General features: G+C 46.1%; 16 protein-coding genes. 13 read left to right on the plus strand and 3 right to left on the minus strand.

Annotated elements, in window-relative coordinates; translation table 11 throughout:
* Window positions 1–5 precede the first annotated feature (5 nt).
* Genes AACV32_RS01150 through AACV32_RS01160 form a run of 3 tightly spaced genes read right to left on the minus strand, consistent with a single transcriptional unit; the run spans window position 6 to window position 3470 of the window.
* A complete protein-coding gene (locus AACV32_RS01150) occupies window positions 6–1013 on the minus strand; it encodes a hydrolase (protein WP_170888839.1) in 1008 nt (335 codons plus the stop codon).
* A 56-nt stretch (window positions 1014–1069) separates the two neighbouring features.
* A complete protein-coding gene (locus AACV32_RS01155; protein ID WP_010318745.1) occupies window positions 1070–1549 on the minus strand; it encodes a TIGR02444 family protein in 480 nt (159 codons plus the stop codon).
* A gap of 1 nt (window position 1550) precedes the next feature.
* Window positions 1551–3470: an ABC transporter ATP-binding protein gene (locus AACV32_RS01160; RefSeq protein WP_170895582.1), complete on the minus strand. Its 1920-nt coding sequence runs from the start codon at window positions 3468–3470 to the stop codon at window positions 1551–1553.
* A 132-nt stretch (window positions 3471–3602) separates the two neighbouring features.
* Here AACV32_RS01160 and kefG point away from each other — a divergent pair, with 132 nt between their 5' ends.
* The 13 genes from kefG to rplW all read left to right on the plus strand — a co-directional run bounded on the left by kefG (window position 3603) and on the right by rplW (window position 16009).
* Window positions 3603–4196, plus strand: coding sequence for a glutathione-regulated potassium-efflux system ancillary protein KefG (kefG, locus tag AACV32_RS01165; protein ID WP_170895583.1), 594 nt, complete (start codon window positions 3603–3605; stop codon window positions 4194–4196).
* Window positions 4180–5979 carry a glutathione-regulated potassium-efflux system protein KefB gene (gene kefB, locus AACV32_RS01170; protein WP_017046742.1) on the plus strand — a complete coding sequence of 600 codons (1800 nt, stop codon included), beginning with the start codon at window positions 4180–4182 and terminating at the stop codon, window positions 5977–5979. Before kefG ends, kefB begins: the two co-directional genes overlap by 17 nt.
* 31 nt (window positions 5980–6010) lie before the next feature.
* Window positions 6011–6211, plus strand: coding sequence for a YheV family putative zinc ribbon protein (locus AACV32_RS01175; protein ID WP_010318749.1), 201 nt, complete (start codon window positions 6011–6013; stop codon window positions 6209–6211).
* 97 nt (window positions 6212–6308) lie between these two features.
* The gene (slyD, locus tag AACV32_RS01180; RefSeq protein WP_013855912.1) at window positions 6309–6905 is read left to right on the plus strand and encodes a peptidylprolyl isomerase; all 597 of its coding nucleotides are present in this window, start codon (window positions 6309–6311) and stop codon (window positions 6903–6905) included.
* A gap of 216 nt (window positions 6906–7121) precedes the next feature.
* On the plus strand, window positions 7122–8063 hold the full coding sequence (locus tag AACV32_RS01185) for an isoaspartyl peptidase/L-asparaginase family protein (protein ID WP_170895584.1): 942 nt from the start codon (window positions 7122–7124) through the stop codon (window positions 8061–8063).
* Between the two features lie 129 nt (window positions 8064–8192).
* On the plus strand, window positions 8193–9491 hold the full coding sequence (locus AACV32_RS01190; protein WP_013855915.1) for an adenylosuccinate synthase: 1299 nt from the start codon (window positions 8193–8195) through the stop codon (window positions 9489–9491).
* Window positions 9492–9709: 218 nt separating this feature from the next.
* Window positions 9710–10345 carry a flagellar protein MotX gene (gene motX / locus AACV32_RS01195; protein ID WP_013855917.1) on the plus strand — a complete coding sequence of 212 codons (636 nt, stop codon included), beginning with the start codon at window positions 9710–9712 and terminating at the stop codon, window positions 10343–10345.
* 161 nt (window positions 10346–10506) lie between these two features.
* Window positions 10507–12954, plus strand: coding sequence for a ribonuclease R (gene rnr, locus AACV32_RS01200; RefSeq protein ID WP_017046740.1), 2448 nt, complete (start codon window positions 10507–10509; stop codon window positions 12952–12954).
* A 17-nt stretch (window positions 12955–12971) separates the two neighbouring features.
* The gene (gene rlmB, locus AACV32_RS01205; protein WP_017042851.1) at window positions 12972–13712 is read left to right on the plus strand and encodes a 23S rRNA (guanosine(2251)-2'-O)-methyltransferase RlmB; all 741 of its coding nucleotides are present in this window, start codon (window positions 12972–12974) and stop codon (window positions 13710–13712) included.
* A 423-nt stretch (window positions 13713–14135) separates the two neighbouring features.
* A complete protein-coding gene (gene rpsJ / locus AACV32_RS01210) occupies window positions 14136–14447 on the plus strand; it encodes a 30S ribosomal protein S10 (RefSeq protein ID WP_001181007.1) in 312 nt (103 codons plus the stop codon).
* A gap of 14 nt (window positions 14448–14461) precedes the next feature.
* Window positions 14462–15091, plus strand: coding sequence for a 50S ribosomal protein L3 (rplC, locus tag AACV32_RS01215; protein WP_013855921.1), 630 nt, complete (start codon window positions 14462–14464; stop codon window positions 15089–15091).
* 16 nt (window positions 15092–15107) lie between these two features.
* Entirely contained in the window at window positions 15108–15710 is a 603-nt protein-coding gene (gene rplD / locus AACV32_RS01220; RefSeq protein ID WP_010318759.1) for a 50S ribosomal protein L4, read from the plus strand.
* Window positions 15707–16009 (plus strand): 50S ribosomal protein L23, encoded by a 303-nt coding sequence (gene rplW / locus AACV32_RS01225; protein ID WP_010318760.1) that lies wholly within the window; start codon window positions 15707–15709, stop codon window positions 16007–16009. Before rplD ends, rplW begins: the two co-directional genes overlap by 4 nt.
* The last annotated feature ends 4 nt before the right edge of the window (window positions 16010–16013 follow it).

The following is a 16013-nucleotide window of genomic DNA, read 5'->3' on the forward strand; positions in this document are numbered from 1 at the left end:
ATTAATCATGCGTTGCATTGATGGTCAATAGGGTTGCCGTGACGCAGGTTTTCGTAATAAGTTGGAAGTGCTTCTTCGAGCCAAAATTTAGGCTTAAGCGCGCTACCGCTGAGAAAACCGACATGGCCACCTTGGGTAAATAAGCGGTAATGGATGTTCTCTGGTAAGGAAAATTTGGGGATCACGGCATCCGTCATAAAGGGATCATCTTGCGCTTGAATGATTTGTAGCGGCACGCGAATTTGTGTCAGCTTTGAAAGGCCTGAGCACTGCTGGTAGTAATCCTGCGCATCTTGAAAACCATGCAAAGGCGCGGTGATGAGATCGTCAAATTCGTAAAGTTTTTTGATGTGTTTAATTTGATGGTTAGAAATACCTAACTCATTATGCAAAAGATGCTGTTTCTTTAGTGCATTTTTTTTCAATGATGTCAGTAAGTAAGCGCGATAAACCTTTGAAAATCCCTGTTCAATGCGTGTGGAACACGCTGACAGATCGAGCGGAGCGGAGACAACGGTTGCCGCGCTAACGATCGGGTCGTGATTATATTGCGCTAAGTAATTAACCAACATATTGCCGCCAAGAGAAATACCCACCGCCACGATAGGTCGATTCGGGCATTGCTTGCGTATGTATTCGAGCACAAAGCGTGCATCTTCAACTTCACCAGAATGGTAAGCACGTGCCAGATGGTTCGGTTTGCCGCTACAGCCGCGAAAATGCATCATGACCGATAACCACCCCTGCTGTGCGAAGGCGTACATTAAGCCATTGGCATAAGGGCTATGAAAACTGCCTTCTAAGCCATGAAACAAGATAAATAGGGGTTTATTTTGTACTCGCTCTGAGCGCCAATCATCACTCCAAGCAAGGTCTAAAAAATCACCATCAGGTGTAAACAGCGTTTGCCACAGCGGCTCAAAACGTGCGCGTTTGCGCAACAAACGAGGAAGCAGAGTCTGAAGGTGTGGATTTGTTAGTCCAGTAGCAGCGATAAATGGAGTCATAACCATAGCGTATTATTTTTATGAATTGCGACCAGTATACACCGAGCGAGCAATTGATGTAGTTACGGTTTTTGAGAATGGGGCGCCGGGGTTTTAAAAGCGAGATGCAAATGCTCACAGCCAAGCTGGCGACAGTAACGCAGCGTTAATTGTTCACCATGGTTATTCTGCAATGCCAATGCGTTGATACATTCCACGAGGTCAGCTTGCTGCTGCTTTTCAAGCTGCAGCTCAAATTGCAGCGCCTCGCGGTACAGCGTATCTGGCACCATGCTTTTCAAACGTCGTCTTAACTCTCGGTAACTGTGCAGCAGCGCTTCTGAACGGCCGATACATTGAGTGACATTTTGCCAGTCAGCATCGGCAACCGTCACTTGTTGCTCATCAAGCCATTTGAGTAGCAGCAATAAGTTGACGTTGCCGTGGAAGTTATTTTGTAAACTTAAGCACGCCTCTTTCACTTCTCGCACGCTGTAGTATTGCAAACTGAATTGCCATAAGCGTTCTAAGGTCAGTGATAATCGTACGTGCTCTTGGCTCATCTTAGCGACTGAATTCCTGCTCTAGTTGTTCGAGTGTCTCTTGTTCCGACATCCATTCCATTTCGATCGCTTCAAGTGCCGATTTACTGCGAGCTTGAAGCGCAATCACTTCGGTAAGTTTAGCTTTGTTTTCGGCTTCATACAGCGAAGTATCAGACAATTGCGCTTCAGTTTGCGCCAGTGCCGCGTTCAATGTGTCCATTTTCGCTTCGAGTTGTGTCAGTTTTTTGCGAATTGGTGCGGTTTGGATGCGAAATTCCGCTTCTCGGCGCTTTTGATCTTTTTTGGCTGCGGCACTGTTGCTGCTGTCTTTGGCAGGTTGCTGAGATTGAACTTCTCTACGTTCCGCTTTCTGTTGTTCTGTCAGCCACTTGTAGTAGTCGGTCAAATCCCCATCGAAAGGCGCGACTTGACGATCGTGCACCAAGTACAAGTCATCGGTGGTTGCGCGCAGTAGATAGCGATCATGGCTGACGATGACCATCGCGCCTTCAAAGGTTTGCAGGGCAAACGTTAGCGCTTGACGCATATCCAAGTCTAAGTGGTTGGTGGGTTCATCAAGCAGCAGCAAGTTCGGTTTTTGCCACACAATTAGTGCAAGCACTAAGCGAGCCTTTTCACCCCCGGAAAACGGAGCGATTTTTTCTAGCGCTTTGTCGCCTTGGAAACCAAAGCTACCCAGATAATTACGCAGCTCAAGTTCGTTTTTATCTGGGGCGATTTGCATCATGTGCTGCAGAGGGGTCTCTTCTGGATGCAGTGTTTCTAACTGATGCTGGGCAAAGTAACCAATTTTTACACCTTGCGAATAAGTGAGATCGCCGCCTTGCGGTTTTAACTCACTGGAGAGCAATTTAATTAATGTTGATTTACCCGCACCGTTACGCCCGAGTAATCCAATACGGCTTCCTGGTACAAGGTTGAGACGAATTTTTTCTAAAATTAAACGTTCACCATACCCGGCGTAGACTTCGTCCATCATCATGATTGGGTTAGGCAGTGCTGAAGGCTCTCGAAATTCGAAATTAAATGGGTTATCAAATTGAGCTGGCAGCACTTTTTCCATTCGTTCCAACGCTTTGATACGACTTTGTGCTTGGCGAGCTTTGGAGGCCTTGTAGCGGAAACGGTCGATGTAGCTTTGCATGTGCACCATCTGCTTTTGCTGCTTCTGGTACATGGCTTGCTGCAATATCAGTTTTTGCGCCCGTTGATTTTCAAACGATGAGTAGTTTCCGGTGTATTCATTCATGGTTTGATTTTCGATATGGATGATGCGTCCGACGATCGGATCAAGAAAATCGCGGTCATGGGAAATCAAGATCAAGGTGCCGGGATAGTTTTGTAACCAACGTTCAAGCCACATGACGGCGTCCAAATCCAAGTGGTTGGTAGGTTCATCAAGCAGCAGTAAATCCGAGCGGCACAACAGCGCTTGCGCTAAGTTTAAGCGCATCCGCCAACCACCCGAAAATTGCGTTAAACTCCATCCCATCTGTTCTTGGCTAAACCCCAAACCATCAAGCAGTTCAGAAGCGCGGGCGCGAATACTGTATCCGCCGATGGTTTCAATTTTTCCATGCAGCTCTGCAACCAAGGTTCCTTGGTCTGCCTCTTCAGCAACGCTGAGGCGTCGTTCTAATTCACGATATTCACGATCGCCATCGATGACATATTCAATCGCATTGCGATCAAGAGCCGGAGTTTCTTGGGCAACCCAAGCCAGTTCCCAGTGAGCTGGTTTACTGAAGGAGCCAGCGTCAATAGATAGCTCATCTTTGAGTAGGGCAAAGAGCGTTGATTTGCCACAGCCATTTTTGCCTACTAGGCCAACTTTATCGCCCGGCTGGATAGTTGCAGAGGCCTTTTCAAGGAGCGGTTTACCGCCGCGCAGTAATTGAATATCAGAGAAGGTAATCATAAAAATCTATTTTTCATATCGAGACGTTATCGCGTGGAATAGTAGGGGCAATAAGGATAAATGTCGATCATTATGCAAATTGCGTTATTATGCTTAATGACATATTGATAACTATTGGGAGCGCAGACAAAAATGTCCACCACCGTCATGCCTGACCAAATTACACCTAAAATATTGGTGATTTATGCGCATCCTGAGCCATTAAACTCCATCGCCAATCAAACCATGCTGCTCAATATTGCGTCACTTTCCCACGTCACAGTGCATGACTTGTATGCAACCTATCCCGATTTTTTTATCGATGTGCACGCAGAGCAGCAAAAACTACTTGAGCATGATGTGATTGTGTTTCAACACCCTCTTTATATGTATTCCTGCCCAGCGCTACTCAAAGAGTGGTTTGATCGCGTGCTTGCCAAAGGGTTTGCCTTCGGCGGACAGACGGCGTTGCATGGTAAATACTGGCGTAGCGTCATCACCACGGGCGGAAAAAAAGAAGCGTTTGATGAGCGGGGCTACAACAAATACCCACTGGATCAAATTCTCCAACCATTTGAATTAACCGCGGCTCTGTGTTGTATGAACTGGATGGAACCGTTAGTTCTCTACTGGTCACGTAATGTGAGTGATATGGAGCGCTATCAACACGCTGAGCATTATCGACACTGGTTGCAACACCCACTGGCCACACCCACACAAGGAGAGCTTGATGGCGTTAAGCGGTGATTTTTTACAAAGCAGCGTGGTGTTTTTAACCGCGGCTGTGGTAGCCGTACCGATTGCTCAGCGTGCAGGGCTGGGTTCGGTGCTCGGCTATTTGTTAGCGGGTGTAGCCATAGGCCCTTGGGGGCTCGGTTTAATCAGTGATGTGCAAGCCATATTGCACTTTGCTGAATTTGGCGTGGTGCTGCTGTTGTTTCTGATTGGGCTGGAATTAAACCCCAAAAAATTGTGGCAGATGCGTGGGCCGATCCTTGGTTTGGGTGGCGCGCAGGTGGTGGTAAGTACCTTAGTCATCGCCAGTATTGCTTATCTATTAGGCGTTAACTGGCAAAGTAGTTTAGTGATTGGTATGGGCCTTGCGCTCTCTTCGACAGCAATCGCATTACGCGTAATTGAAGAGCAAGGGCTAACGCGCAGTGAAGCTGGCCAGTCTGGTTTTGCGGTACTGCTTTTTCAAGATATCGCTGTCATCCCGATGTTGGCCTTTTTGCCTTTACTGGCAGGCAACGCCGGTGGAAGCTGGTTAGATGTGACTTGGATGTTGGGTGGCATTACCGCTTTGCTGGTCGGGGGGCATTTTCTATTGAGCCCGCTGTTTCGTTATATTGTAACCAGTGGTGTGCGTGAACTTTTTACCGTTGCCGCCTTATTGTTGGTGATTGGGATTGCACTGTTAATGCAGCAGCTTGGCTTGTCAATGGCACTCGGTACTTTCCTTGCTGGCGTGTTGCTGGCAGAAAGTGAATTTCGCCATGAACTTGAGATCGCGATTGAACCGTTTAAAGGGTTATTGCTCGGGCTATTTTTTATTGCCGTTGGAATGGCGGTTAATTTGGGCTTATTGGCGCAAGCGCCGCTGCAAGTGTTGGCGGCTGTATTAGGTCTAGTGGTGCTGAAAGGAGGAATCCTTTATCTCCTCGCACGTTTATCGGGTACGCGTTCTAAAGCACGCAGCAAAATGGCGGCGATCCTCAGCCAAGGCGGCGAGTTCGCGTTCGTGATTTTCACAGCGGCAAGCGCACAGGGTGTGCTATCACCGGATCAAGTGGCCTTTTTGCTCGTTGTGGTCAGTCTGTCGATGGTCACCACACCTTTATTACTGACGATTCAGGACAAATGGTTTGCGCGAAAATTGAACCTCAGCAGTGACGATGAGATGCATTCCGATGTCGTCAATAAACAGCCGCAAATCATCATTGCGGGTTTTGGCCGTTTTGGGCAAATTGTAGGGCGTTTGATGTACGCCAATAAGATTAAAATTACCGTATTAGAAAGCGATGCCAGTCAAATTAAATTATTGAGAGAGTACGGTTATAACGTTTTTTATGGTGATGCAACTCAACTTGAACTGTTGCGCGCCGCGGGTGCAGAAGAAGCTGAGGCGATTGTCATCTGTACTGATGCGCCCGATGAAGTGATGAAAATTGTCGAGCTTTGTCAGCACCATTTCCCGCAGTTAAAGATCTTAGCTCGCGCTCGTAGCCGGGTAGAGGCGTATCAGTTACTCAGCCATGGGGTCGATAAATACTCGCGGGAAACTTTCTTAGGCGCTTTGGACCTCGGCCGACAAGTACTGGTCGAATTGGGCATGCACCCTTACCAAGCCAAGCGCGCCGAAGCACATTTTAGAAAACTCGATAATGCGATGCTCAAAGAGCTGCTACCGCAACATAACCAAGACAAACAACTCGCACTGCGCGCCAAAGAGGCACGTAAAGAGCTGGAAGAAATATTTGGGCGTGAAATGGATAATGATCGCCAATCTCGTCATTATTGGGAAAAATAACGCCAATCAATATTCAGTTGTAGGATGTAACGTGAAACAGAAAAAACGCTTTATTGCCGGTGCAAAGTGCCCAAGTTGTCAGTCACAAGATACTCTGCGCTGGTGGGTTGAAAACAACATAGAGCTCGTTGAGTGTGTCGAGTGCGACTACCATGAACAGCGAAAGCCCAAATCTGTAGAAAAAAGTGAACATGCTCGGCAAGAGATGATCGGGATTTTTAAACCAGAATAATTGAGTTTCTGGAATAGATCTTCATAATACGCCTCATACCGATCGATTTCTTAGGTTTGAAGATGACAACCTAGGAACAAACCTCCTTGGAGTTGTTATGAAAATTGAAAAGAACGTGGTTGTAAGCCTAGCCTACCAATTAGTATTGGAAGATGGTGCAGTCGTAGACCAATCAACAGTTGATGCACCACTAGATTACCTTCACGGTCACAACAATCTAATCACTGGCCTTGAAAATGAGTTAGAAGGAAAAGTTGTGGGCGATAAGTTCACAGCAACTATCGCTCCTGAAGAAGCGTACGGTGAATACAACGATGAGCTTGTACAACGTGTACCTGCTGAAGTTTTCCAAGGCGTTGATGAAATTGAAGTGGGTATGCGTTTTCTAGCGGATACTGACCAAGGCCAAATTCCAGTTGAAATCACGGAAGTGGATGGTGACGAAGTAGTAGTCGATGGTAACCACATGTTGGCTGGCCAAACATTAACGTTTGATGTAGAAGTCGTTGCGATTCGCGCTGCAACTGAAGAAGAGATCCAACATGGTCACATTCACCAAGCTGGTGGCTGTGGACATGGCCACGACCATGACCACGATCATGATCATGAAGGTGGTTGCTGTGGTGGTGAAGGCCATGACCATGGTGAGAAAAAAGAAGGTTGCTGCGGTGGCGGCAGCTGCGGTTCACATTAATCATTTTTTGGTTGGTAGTGCCAAAGTAGGCAGTAATAACCGACTGATACAATGAAATGGAAAGCGTTAATCGTCATGCGATTAGCGCTTTTTTGTTGCTTGTTAATTATTACAGTACTCACTTGCCGCCTACCTGCAACTTCAAGTTATTTGGGTATAGTTAATGTGTAGAACAGAAGTGTATTGCCTCTCAATTTATTAAGTTAAGGAATTCTCATGTCACAACCTTTTGCTATAGCAATTCATGGCGGCGCCGGAACCATCATTCGTCAACAAATGAGCGAATCATTAAAGCGCGATATTTTGAACACGCTAGAAAGTGCTGTCCGAGCGGGGCATCAAGTACTGGCACAAGGTGGTGATGCACTGGATGCGGTGGTTGAGGCTGTGAAAATACTTGAGGACTCTCCGTTGTTTAACGCAGGAAAAGGTTCGGTGTTAACGCATCAAGAGATGGTGGAGATGGACGCTTCCGTCATGCATGGCAAAATGATGGACGCAGGCGCGGTCGCTGGAGTTCGGCACATTAAAAACCCAGTGCAGCTCGCGCGTGATGTAATGAAGCACAGTGATCATGTGTTGTTGATTGGTGAGGGCGCAGAAGCATTTGCTTTTACTCAAGGTCATCAATATACGGAGCAAGATTACTTTTTTACTGAGCGTCGTTATGAACAGTTGCTAGCGATGAAAAGCAGCAATCAATTTGCTTTGTCGGAATCAAAATTCCCAGATGACAAGAAGTTTGGCACTGTTGGCGCTGTTGCCTTGGATAAACAAGGCAACCTTGCTGCGGCTACCAGTACTGGTGGCATCACTAATAAAAAATTTGGTCGCGTCGGAGATTCACCAATTATTGGCGCAGGGACAGTGGCTGAAAATGGCAATGTGGCGGTATCAACAACGGGCATGGGGGAATATTTCATTCGTAAAATGGTTGCCAGTGACGTTGCGGCGCGTATGCGTTATTTAAAAGAAGATGTCCACACCGCGTGTGAAACCATTATTCAGGGTGAACTTAAAACGCTCGGTGGTGAGGGTGGATTGATCGCTATTGATGCGCAAGGCGACATTCATTTTGCAATGAACAGTTCCGGTATGTACCGTGCTTGTGTTGATCGTCAAGGAGAGCTGATCGTAAAAATATATTCGGATGAGTAACTTACGTGCCTAATAACTGAATCATTTATTAAGTTATATTTTTATGACATTTTCGTGTTTAAAAAAGGACTGCAAGGAAAAGGATTCGGTGCTAGAATCCTTTTTTAACTAGCAATCAGACTTGGAAAGATGGGAAATAACGTAGTCGTTCTAGGCACCCAATGGGGTGACGAAGGCAAAGGTAAAATCGTAGACCTTTTAACTGAAGATGCAAAATACGTGGTTCGCTACCAAGGCGGCCATAATGCAGGCCACACTTTGGTCATTGACGGTGAAAAAACCGTTCTTCATTTAATTCCATCCGGCATTCTTCGCAATAAAGTGAAATGCATCATCGGCAACGGTGTTGTGCTTTCACCTGACGCACTAATCAACGAAATGAAGCCTCTAGAAGAGCGTGGTATTCCAGTCCGCGAACGTCTTTTCATTTCTGAAGCTTGCCCACTTATTCTTCCTTACCACATTGCGCTTGACCAAGCTCGTGAAACGGCTCGTGGTAAAAAAGCAATTGGTACGACAGGTCGTGGTATCGGTCCTGCTTATGAAGACAAAGTGGCTCGTCGTGGTTTACGCGTTGGTGACTTGTTCGATATGGCTTCATTTGCAGAAAAGCTAAAAGAAGTGATGGAGTTCCATAACTTCCAACTTGAGCATTTCTACAAAGCTGAACCAGTAAGCTACGAATCTGTACTTGAGCAAGCACAAGGCTATGCTGATTTGTTGACTTCGATGGTGATCGACGTGACCGATGAACTTGATGCAGCGCGTAAGCGTGGCGACAAAATCATGTTCGAAGGTGCACAAGGTACTATGCTTGATATCGACCACGGTACATACCCATACGTAACGTCTTCTAACACGACTGCTGGTGGTGTTGCTGCAGGTTCTGGTTTCGGCCCTCGTCATCTAGGTTATATTCTAGGTATCGCGAAAGCTTACTGTACTCGCGTTGGTGCAGGTCCATTCCCAACCGAATTGGATGATGAAATCGGTAATCACCTAGGCACGAAAGGCCATGAGTTTGGTGCTACAACAGGCCGTAAGCGCCGTTGTGGTTGGTTTGATGCGGTAGCGATGCGTCGCGCTATTCAAATTAACTCAGTCACAGGCTTCTGCTTGACTAAACTTGACGTACTTGATGGTTTAGAAGAGCTAAAAATCTGTACGGGTTACCAAATGCCAGATGGCTCAATTGCTCAAGTATCACCAATGGCAGCTGACGCTTTTGAAGCGGTAACACCTATTTACGAAACTATGCCTGGTTGGTCTGAAAATACCTTCGGTGCTAAATCAATTGATGCCCTGCCACAAGCGGCGCTTGATTACATCAAACGTATTGAAGAGTTGACTGGTGTACCTGTTGACATCGTTTCTACAGGTCCAGATCGTAACGAAACCATTATCAAGGTTCACCCATTTTCAGTTTAATGGTTGATTGATAAACGTTTTTAAAACCGGCTTTCAGAGCCGGTTTTTTTATACCTGTATTGATGATATTTTGTCCTTGGTGTGGCAATAAATGGCCGAATAACGGCAAATTTTGTCTAAAGAGTTTGCCGCACTGGTCGATAAAGTTATCAAGCCCAGCCCTAGATGAAACTGAGGCTATAATTTTAAGGCTATCGATAGACATAAAGAGTGCAGGTATGAAGCTACGAACGGTAGCAGCTTCATTGTTTTTAGCGCTGACCTCATCCTTGAGTCATGCCAACGTGGCGGAAGTGGGTGAGCCAGTCCCTATTTACACCGAAGCTGAACTAATCAAGTTAATTGAGCAAAATAAACATTTAGAGCAAGTCAAGGCCGACAACTGCCAATTGGTAGAAGATATTGTTGCGCGTGCTACTCGCATCAGTCTGCCTTCCTACGAGTTTTTGTATGGAGATATGCTAGCGTGGGGGGTCTGTGTAGATCAAGATGTCGAACTTGGCTTGTACTATATGGAAAATGCAGCTCATCAAGGTTTACCCGCTGCGTTAGAGCAGCTTGGGCGTTATTATTCGCGTGGTACTTTAGTACAGCAGGATAAAGAGCGAGCTATTCCCTATCTGCGTGAAGCCGCTGCGATGGGCAATATTAATGCTCGTATCCATCTAGCTGAGCTTTTGCTGCGTGATTATGGCAGCCCGCTTGATTATGAAGATGCTTATCGCTGGCTTTATAATTCGGTGACTATCGATCAAAGAATACATTCTCGGATCTCTATGCTCCGGCAGGGGTTAGAGCAGCGAATGCCACAAAATGTGGTTGCGCGAGCCAAGCGCAGAGATACGTTTTGGTAGCCTTCATTATTGCTTTTCTTATTTCGCCCACACGGTTGGGCGAAGTCATTTCTGCGCTTTTCGTCTAACGCATTAGCCTATAATAATCAATACGCTGCTGTAGCTTCTGCCGTGAGTCAGTTATACTCTGGCTATCTCTCCTTGCTTTAGCAGGTCTGCCTATGTCTGAAATTATCAATAACGATCCTTTTGCGGATCGAGAATCTAGCAATTACGAAAATCCAATTCCAAGCCGAGAATTCATCCTCGAATTTCTAACCGAAGCCAATGTACCGATGAATCGTAATGATCTTTTTGAGGCATTGGGTTTGTCTGGTGAAGAGCAATACGAAGGGCTACGCCGTCGTTTGCGTGCGATGGAGCGAGATGGCCAATTGGTATTTACTCGTCGCCAATGCTATGCATTGCCAGAAAAACTGGAAATGATCAAAGGTCACGTAATCGGACATAAAGATGGTCATGGGTGGGTTCGTCCTGATGGCAGCGTTGGCAAAGATAACGATGTTTTGCTACCTCATCACCAAATGCGTACCATTATTCATGGCGACTACGTGCTGGTACAACCGACAGGCACGGATAAAAGAGGCCGTAAAGAAGGACGTTTGGTCCGAGTTTTGGAAGAACGTAAAACCCAACTTGTTGGACGTTTCTTCCTCGAAAATGGCTACTCTTATGTCGTGCCCGATGATTCACGCATCACTCAAGACATCTTGATCCCTAATGAGCACAAAGGCGGAGCTCGCATGGGGAACGTGGTGGTGATTGAAATTACCGATCGTGGTGCCAGAGCAAGAGGAATGACAGGCAGAGTTGTTGAGGTACTTGGGGAAAATATGGCTCCCGGTATGGAGACACAAATAGCGATTCGCACTCACCAGATCCCTCATGAGTGGCCGCAAGAAGTATTAAAGCAAGTCGAAAACCTGAGAGAAGAAGTTCCAGAAGAGGCGAAGCAAGGGCGCGTGGATTTGCGTCAATTACCTTTAGTGACTATTGATGGTGAAGACGCGCGTGACTTTGATGACGCGGTTTATTGCGAAGCCAAAAAAGGTGGTGGCTGGCGTCTCTGGGTTGCGATTGCTGACGTAAGTTATTATGTACGCCCCGATACGGCTCTTGATAAAGAAGCGATCAACCGTGGTAACTCAGTTTACTTCCCATCGCAAGTCGTCCCTATGCTACCGGAAGTACTGTCGAACGGTCTTTGTTCACTTAATCCACAAGTCGACCGTCTATGCATGGTGTGCGAGATGACAGTCTCTGCAACGGGCAAAATTTCGGGTTACAAACATTACGAAGCCGTGATGAACTCTCATGCCCGTTTAACTTACAACAAAGTACACGCCATTCTTGAAGGGGATGAAGAGCTACGCGAACGTTATCAAGCCGTGGTTCCTCATCTTGAAGAACTCTATTCGATGTATAAGGTGCTAAAAGCAGCGCGTGATGAGCGTGGCGGTATCGAATTTGAAACGATTGAAACTAAGTTTATCTTTAATGCTGAGCGTAAAATCGACAGCATTGAACCTGTTGTCCGTAATGATGCGCACAAAATAATCGAAGAGTGCATGATCCTCGCTAATATTGCTTCAGCATCGCTGGTGGAAAAAGCGAAAGAGCCCGCTCTGTACCGTATCCATGAATCACCGGGAGAAGAGCGTTTGACCGGCTTTAGGGATTTCTTAGGCGAGCTTGGTTTGAACTTAGCGGGTGGGCTAGAGCCTTCGCCAACCGATTACGCTAACTTAATGAAACAGATTGGTGAGCGCCAAGACAAAGAGTTGATCCAAACCATGTTACTGCGTTCCATGAAGCAGGCTGTGTATAACGCGGATAACTGTGGTCACTTTGGTTTAGCGCTCAAACGCTATGCGCACTTTACTTCACCTATTCGTCGCTACCCTGATCTCCTATTGCACCGCGCAATTAAATATTTGATTGCCAAAGAATCGGGCAATCACACCGACCGTTGGACAACCACAGGTGGTTATCACTACTCTTTTGATGACATGGACTTCTATGGTCAGCAATGTTCAATGACAGAACGCCGTGCTGATGATGCGACGCGCGAAGTATCCGATTGGCTCAAGTGTGAATACATGCAAGATCATGTAGGCGAAGAGCTTGATGGAGTCATAGCCAACGTGACAGGTTTCGGTTTCTTCGTTCGTTTAACTGAGTTGCACATTGATGGATTGGTCCATATTTCAACGCTAGCGAATGACTACTATCAATTTGATCCAGTGGGACAACGATTGATCGGCGAAAGTTTTGGCAACATCTATCGCTTAGGTGACGCCGTTAAAGTCAAAGTGTTATCCGTCAACTTGGATGATCGTCAAATTGACTTTGAAATCGTGGGCACTAGCCGTAAGCTGCGCGGAGAAGGCAAGACAGCGAAGAAACGTGCAACGGATGCACGAGAGAAAGCACGTGGCAAGAAGGTGACGTCAAGTAAAGGAAAGGCTACTCCTTTAGTTGAAGCGACTAAACGCCCAGATGAAAAAAGTAGTGAAGGCTCAAAACCTGAACGAAAAAAAAGCAAAACAACAAAAGCACGCAAAAAGAAACCCGCGGCCAAAGCAAATAAAGCGCGTGCTAGTAAATAACGATCAATGGGTAAATCATGAGTAACGAATGTATTTATGGTATTCACGCGGTCAGCGCTGTACTTGAAAAAGATCCAGCGCGATTGATAGAAGCGTTTGTACTAAAGGGGCGACAAGATGATCGCCTGCTTCCACTGTTAAATGAACTGCAACATTGCGGTGTCTCTATTCAACAGATGGGACGTAAAACATTGGATGACAAGGCTCAAGGGGCGAATCATCAGGGCATCATTGCTCGTGTAAAACCAGCAAAACAGCTTAATGAGCATGATTTAGAAGCAATTATCGCACAGCATGAACAACCGCTATTACTTGTTTTGGATGGTGTTACCGATCCGCATAATCTCGGCGCATGCTTACGTAACGCCGATGCTGCCGGGGTCGCTGCAGTGATCGTCCCAAAAGATAAGTCAGCACCAATGACAGCAACGGTCAGCAAAGTCGCTTGTGGCGCTGCTGAAACTGTGCCTTTAGTACGAGTGACGAATCTTGCACGTACCATGCGCGCCCTTCAAGAACAAGGCGTATGGTTTGTTGGCACTGCCGGTGAGGCGACGCATGACATTTACCAAGCCAAACTGACAGGGCCCCTTGCGATTGTTATGGGCGCTGAAGGGGATGGTATGCGCCGCTTAACGCGCGAAACCTGCGATGATCTGATTAAAATACCGATGGCGGGCACCGTTTCTAGCCTAAACGTATCAGTAGCGGCTGGGATCTGTCTGTTTGAAGCAGTGAGACAGCGCCAAGCTGTATAATTGTGCAACAGGGATAAAAGGATAGGGTAGTGAGTGCTCACCTCATCTTTCTATCCCTTCTATTACTTCCTCAGTGAAAGAAGAAATAGATAGTTTATAAGTTTAATTTCTACACAGCGCTTGCATGTGTAATGGTGATCTGTATAATGCACCGCACTGGTTAAATCCAGTTGTGAACCAATGAGCAGTGAGGAGTAAACTGACCTAGCTGTTAGTTTAGTAACGTATACTCAGCTTATGTTCGCAGTTAATACAATTAGCTCTGTTGCGTTTAGTAATAGATTAAAGTTAATCGAAAATTAACTGACAATGTGCCTAATTTTGGCACTACGGTTTCACATAAATCAATCGGCATTCTCTCGTTTTAACGAGTTTGAGTGGCGATATTGTTTGTGTAATTTTTAATTATTGGAGCTCTGTCTCATGCAGAACCAACGTATCCGTATCCGCCTAAAAGCGTTCGATTACAAACTAATCGATGCTTCTACAGCGGAAATCGTTGAAACAGCTAAGCGTACCGGCGCACAGGTTCGTGGTCCTATTCCACTTCCTACTCGTAAAGAGCGTTTCACTGTTCTTATCTCTCCACACGTCAACAAAGATGCTCGTGATCAGTACGAAATTCGTACTCACAAACGTCTAATCGACATCGTTGAGCCAACAGATAAAACTGTTGATGCACTGATGCGTCTAGATCTAGCTGCTGGCGTTGACGTTCAAATCAGCCTAGGTTAAGGGAGATTAGAAGAATGATTGGTCTAGTCGGACGTAAAGTGGGTATGACCCGCGTATTTACTGAAGAAGGCGTTTCTATCCCAGTAACTGTTGTTGAGGTTGAAGCAAACCGTATTTCTCAAGTGAAAACTCTTGAGACTGACGGCTATGCAGCAATCCAGGTAACTACTGGTACTAAGAAAGCCAACCGTGTAACTAAACCAGAAGCTGGTCACTTTGCGAAAGCAGGTGTAGAAGCTGGTCGCGGTCTTTGGGAATTCCGTTTAGAAAACGGCGAAGAGTTTGAAGTTGGCACTGAGCTAAATGTAGAACTTTTCAACGAAGTTAAAAAAGTAGACGTTACTGGTACATCTAAAGGTAAAGGTTTCCAAGGTGCTGTTAAGCGCTGGAATTTCCGTACCCAAGATATGACTCACGGTAACTCTTTGTCTCACCGTGCACCGGGTTCAATTGGCCAATGTCAAACTCCAGGTCGCGTGTTCAAAGGCAAAAAAATGGCAGGTCACATGGGTGCTGAGCGTGTAACGACTCAAAACCTAGAGATCGTACGTGTTGACGCTGAGCGCAATCTGCTTCTTATTAAAGGTGCAGTACCAGGTGCAACTGGCGCTAACGTGATCGTCAAACCAGCTATTAAAGCATAACGTCTAGGAGTAAGTAATGGAATTGATGGTTAAAGGTGCTAACGCACTAACTGTTTCCGAAACTACTTTCGGACGTGAGTTCAACGAAGCCCTTGTACACCAAGTAGTTGTTGCGTATGCAGCAGGTGCTCGTCAAGGTACTCGTGCTCAAAAGACACGTTCAGAAGTTTCTGGCGGTGGCGCTAAGCCATGGCGTCAAAAAGGTACTGGCCGTGCACGTGCTGGTACAATTCGTAGCCCAATCTGGCGTACAGGTGGTGTTACTTTTGCTGCGAAACCACAAGATCACAGCCAAAAAGTAAACAAAAAAATGTACCGCGGTGCTATGAAGAGCATTCTTTCTGAACTAGTTCGTCAAGAGCGTTTAATCGTTGTTGATAACTTCTCAGTAGAAGCACCAAAAACTAAAGAGCTATTAGCTAAGCTTAAAGAACTTGAGCTTAACGATGTACTCATCGTTACTGGCGAAGTAGACGAGAATCTATTCTTAGCTGCTCGCAACCTATATAAAGTTGACGCACGTGACGTAGCGGGTCTTGACCCAGTTAGCCTAATTGCGTTTGACAAGGTTCTAATGACTGCAGAAGCAGTTAAGCAAGTTGAGGAGATGCTGGCATGATCAGTGAAGAGCGTCTACTAAAAGTTCTACGTGCACCGCACATCTCTGAAAAAGCAACTATGACTGCTGAGAAAGCGAACACTATCGTTTTCAAAGTAGCAAAAGATGCAACTAAGAAAGAGATCAAAGCAGCTGTAGAAAAGCTATTTGAAGTTGAAGTTAAGTCTGTAAATACTCTTATCACTAAGGGTAAGACCAAACGTCAAGGTCTACGCCAAGGTCGCCGCAGCGACGTTAAAAAAGCGTATGTGACTTTGAAAGAAGGTCAAGATCTTGACTTTGTTGGCGGCGCGGAATAACAGG

Source organism: Vibrio sp. B7 (genome assembly GCF_963888765.1).
Taxonomy (GTDB): Bacteria; Pseudomonadota; Gammaproteobacteria; order Enterobacterales; family Vibrionaceae; genus Vibrio; species Vibrio anguillarum.

Bases quoted from the DNA above. Each gene is read 5' to 3' on its own strand.
- AACV32_RS01150 (WP_170888839.1), bottom strand. From the start codon at position 1,013: ATGGTTATGACTCCATTTATCGCTGCTACTGGACTAACAAATCCACAC.
- AACV32_RS01155 (WP_010318745.1), bottom strand. From the start codon at position 1,549: ATGAGCCAAGAGCACGTACGATTATCACTGACCTTAGAACGCTTATGG.
- AACV32_RS01160 (WP_170895582.1), bottom strand. From the start codon at position 3,470: ATGATTACCTTCTCTGATATTCAATTACTGCGCGGCGGTAAACCGCTC.
- kefG (WP_170895583.1), top strand. From the start codon at position 3,603: ATGTCCACCACCGTCATGCCTGACCAAATTACACCTAAAATATTGGTG.
- kefB (WP_017046742.1), top strand. From the start codon at position 4,180: ATGGCGTTAAGCGGTGATTTTTTACAAAGCAGCGTGGTGTTTTTAACC.
- slyD (WP_013855912.1), top strand. From the start codon at position 6,309: ATGAAAATTGAAAAGAACGTGGTTGTAAGCCTAGCCTACCAATTAGTA.
- AACV32_RS01185 (WP_170895584.1), top strand. From the start codon at position 7,122: ATGTCACAACCTTTTGCTATAGCAATTCATGGCGGCGCCGGAACCATC.
- AACV32_RS01190 (WP_013855915.1), top strand. From the start codon at position 8,193: ATGGGAAATAACGTAGTCGTTCTAGGCACCCAATGGGGTGACGAAGGC.
- motX (WP_013855917.1), top strand. From the start codon at position 9,710: ATGAAGCTACGAACGGTAGCAGCTTCATTGTTTTTAGCGCTGACCTCA.
- rnr (WP_017046740.1), top strand. From the start codon at position 10,507: ATGTCTGAAATTATCAATAACGATCCTTTTGCGGATCGAGAATCTAGC.
- rlmB (WP_017042851.1), top strand. From the start codon at position 12,972: ATGAGTAACGAATGTATTTATGGTATTCACGCGGTCAGCGCTGTACTT.
- rpsJ (WP_001181007.1), top strand. From the start codon at position 14,136: ATGCAGAACCAACGTATCCGTATCCGCCTAAAAGCGTTCGATTACAAA.
- rplC (WP_013855921.1), top strand. From the start codon at position 14,462: ATGATTGGTCTAGTCGGACGTAAAGTGGGTATGACCCGCGTATTTACT.
- rplD (WP_010318759.1), top strand. From the start codon at position 15,108: ATGGAATTGATGGTTAAAGGTGCTAACGCACTAACTGTTTCCGAAACT.
- rplW (WP_010318760.1), top strand. From the start codon at position 15,707: ATGATCAGTGAAGAGCGTCTACTAAAAGTTCTACGTGCACCGCACATC.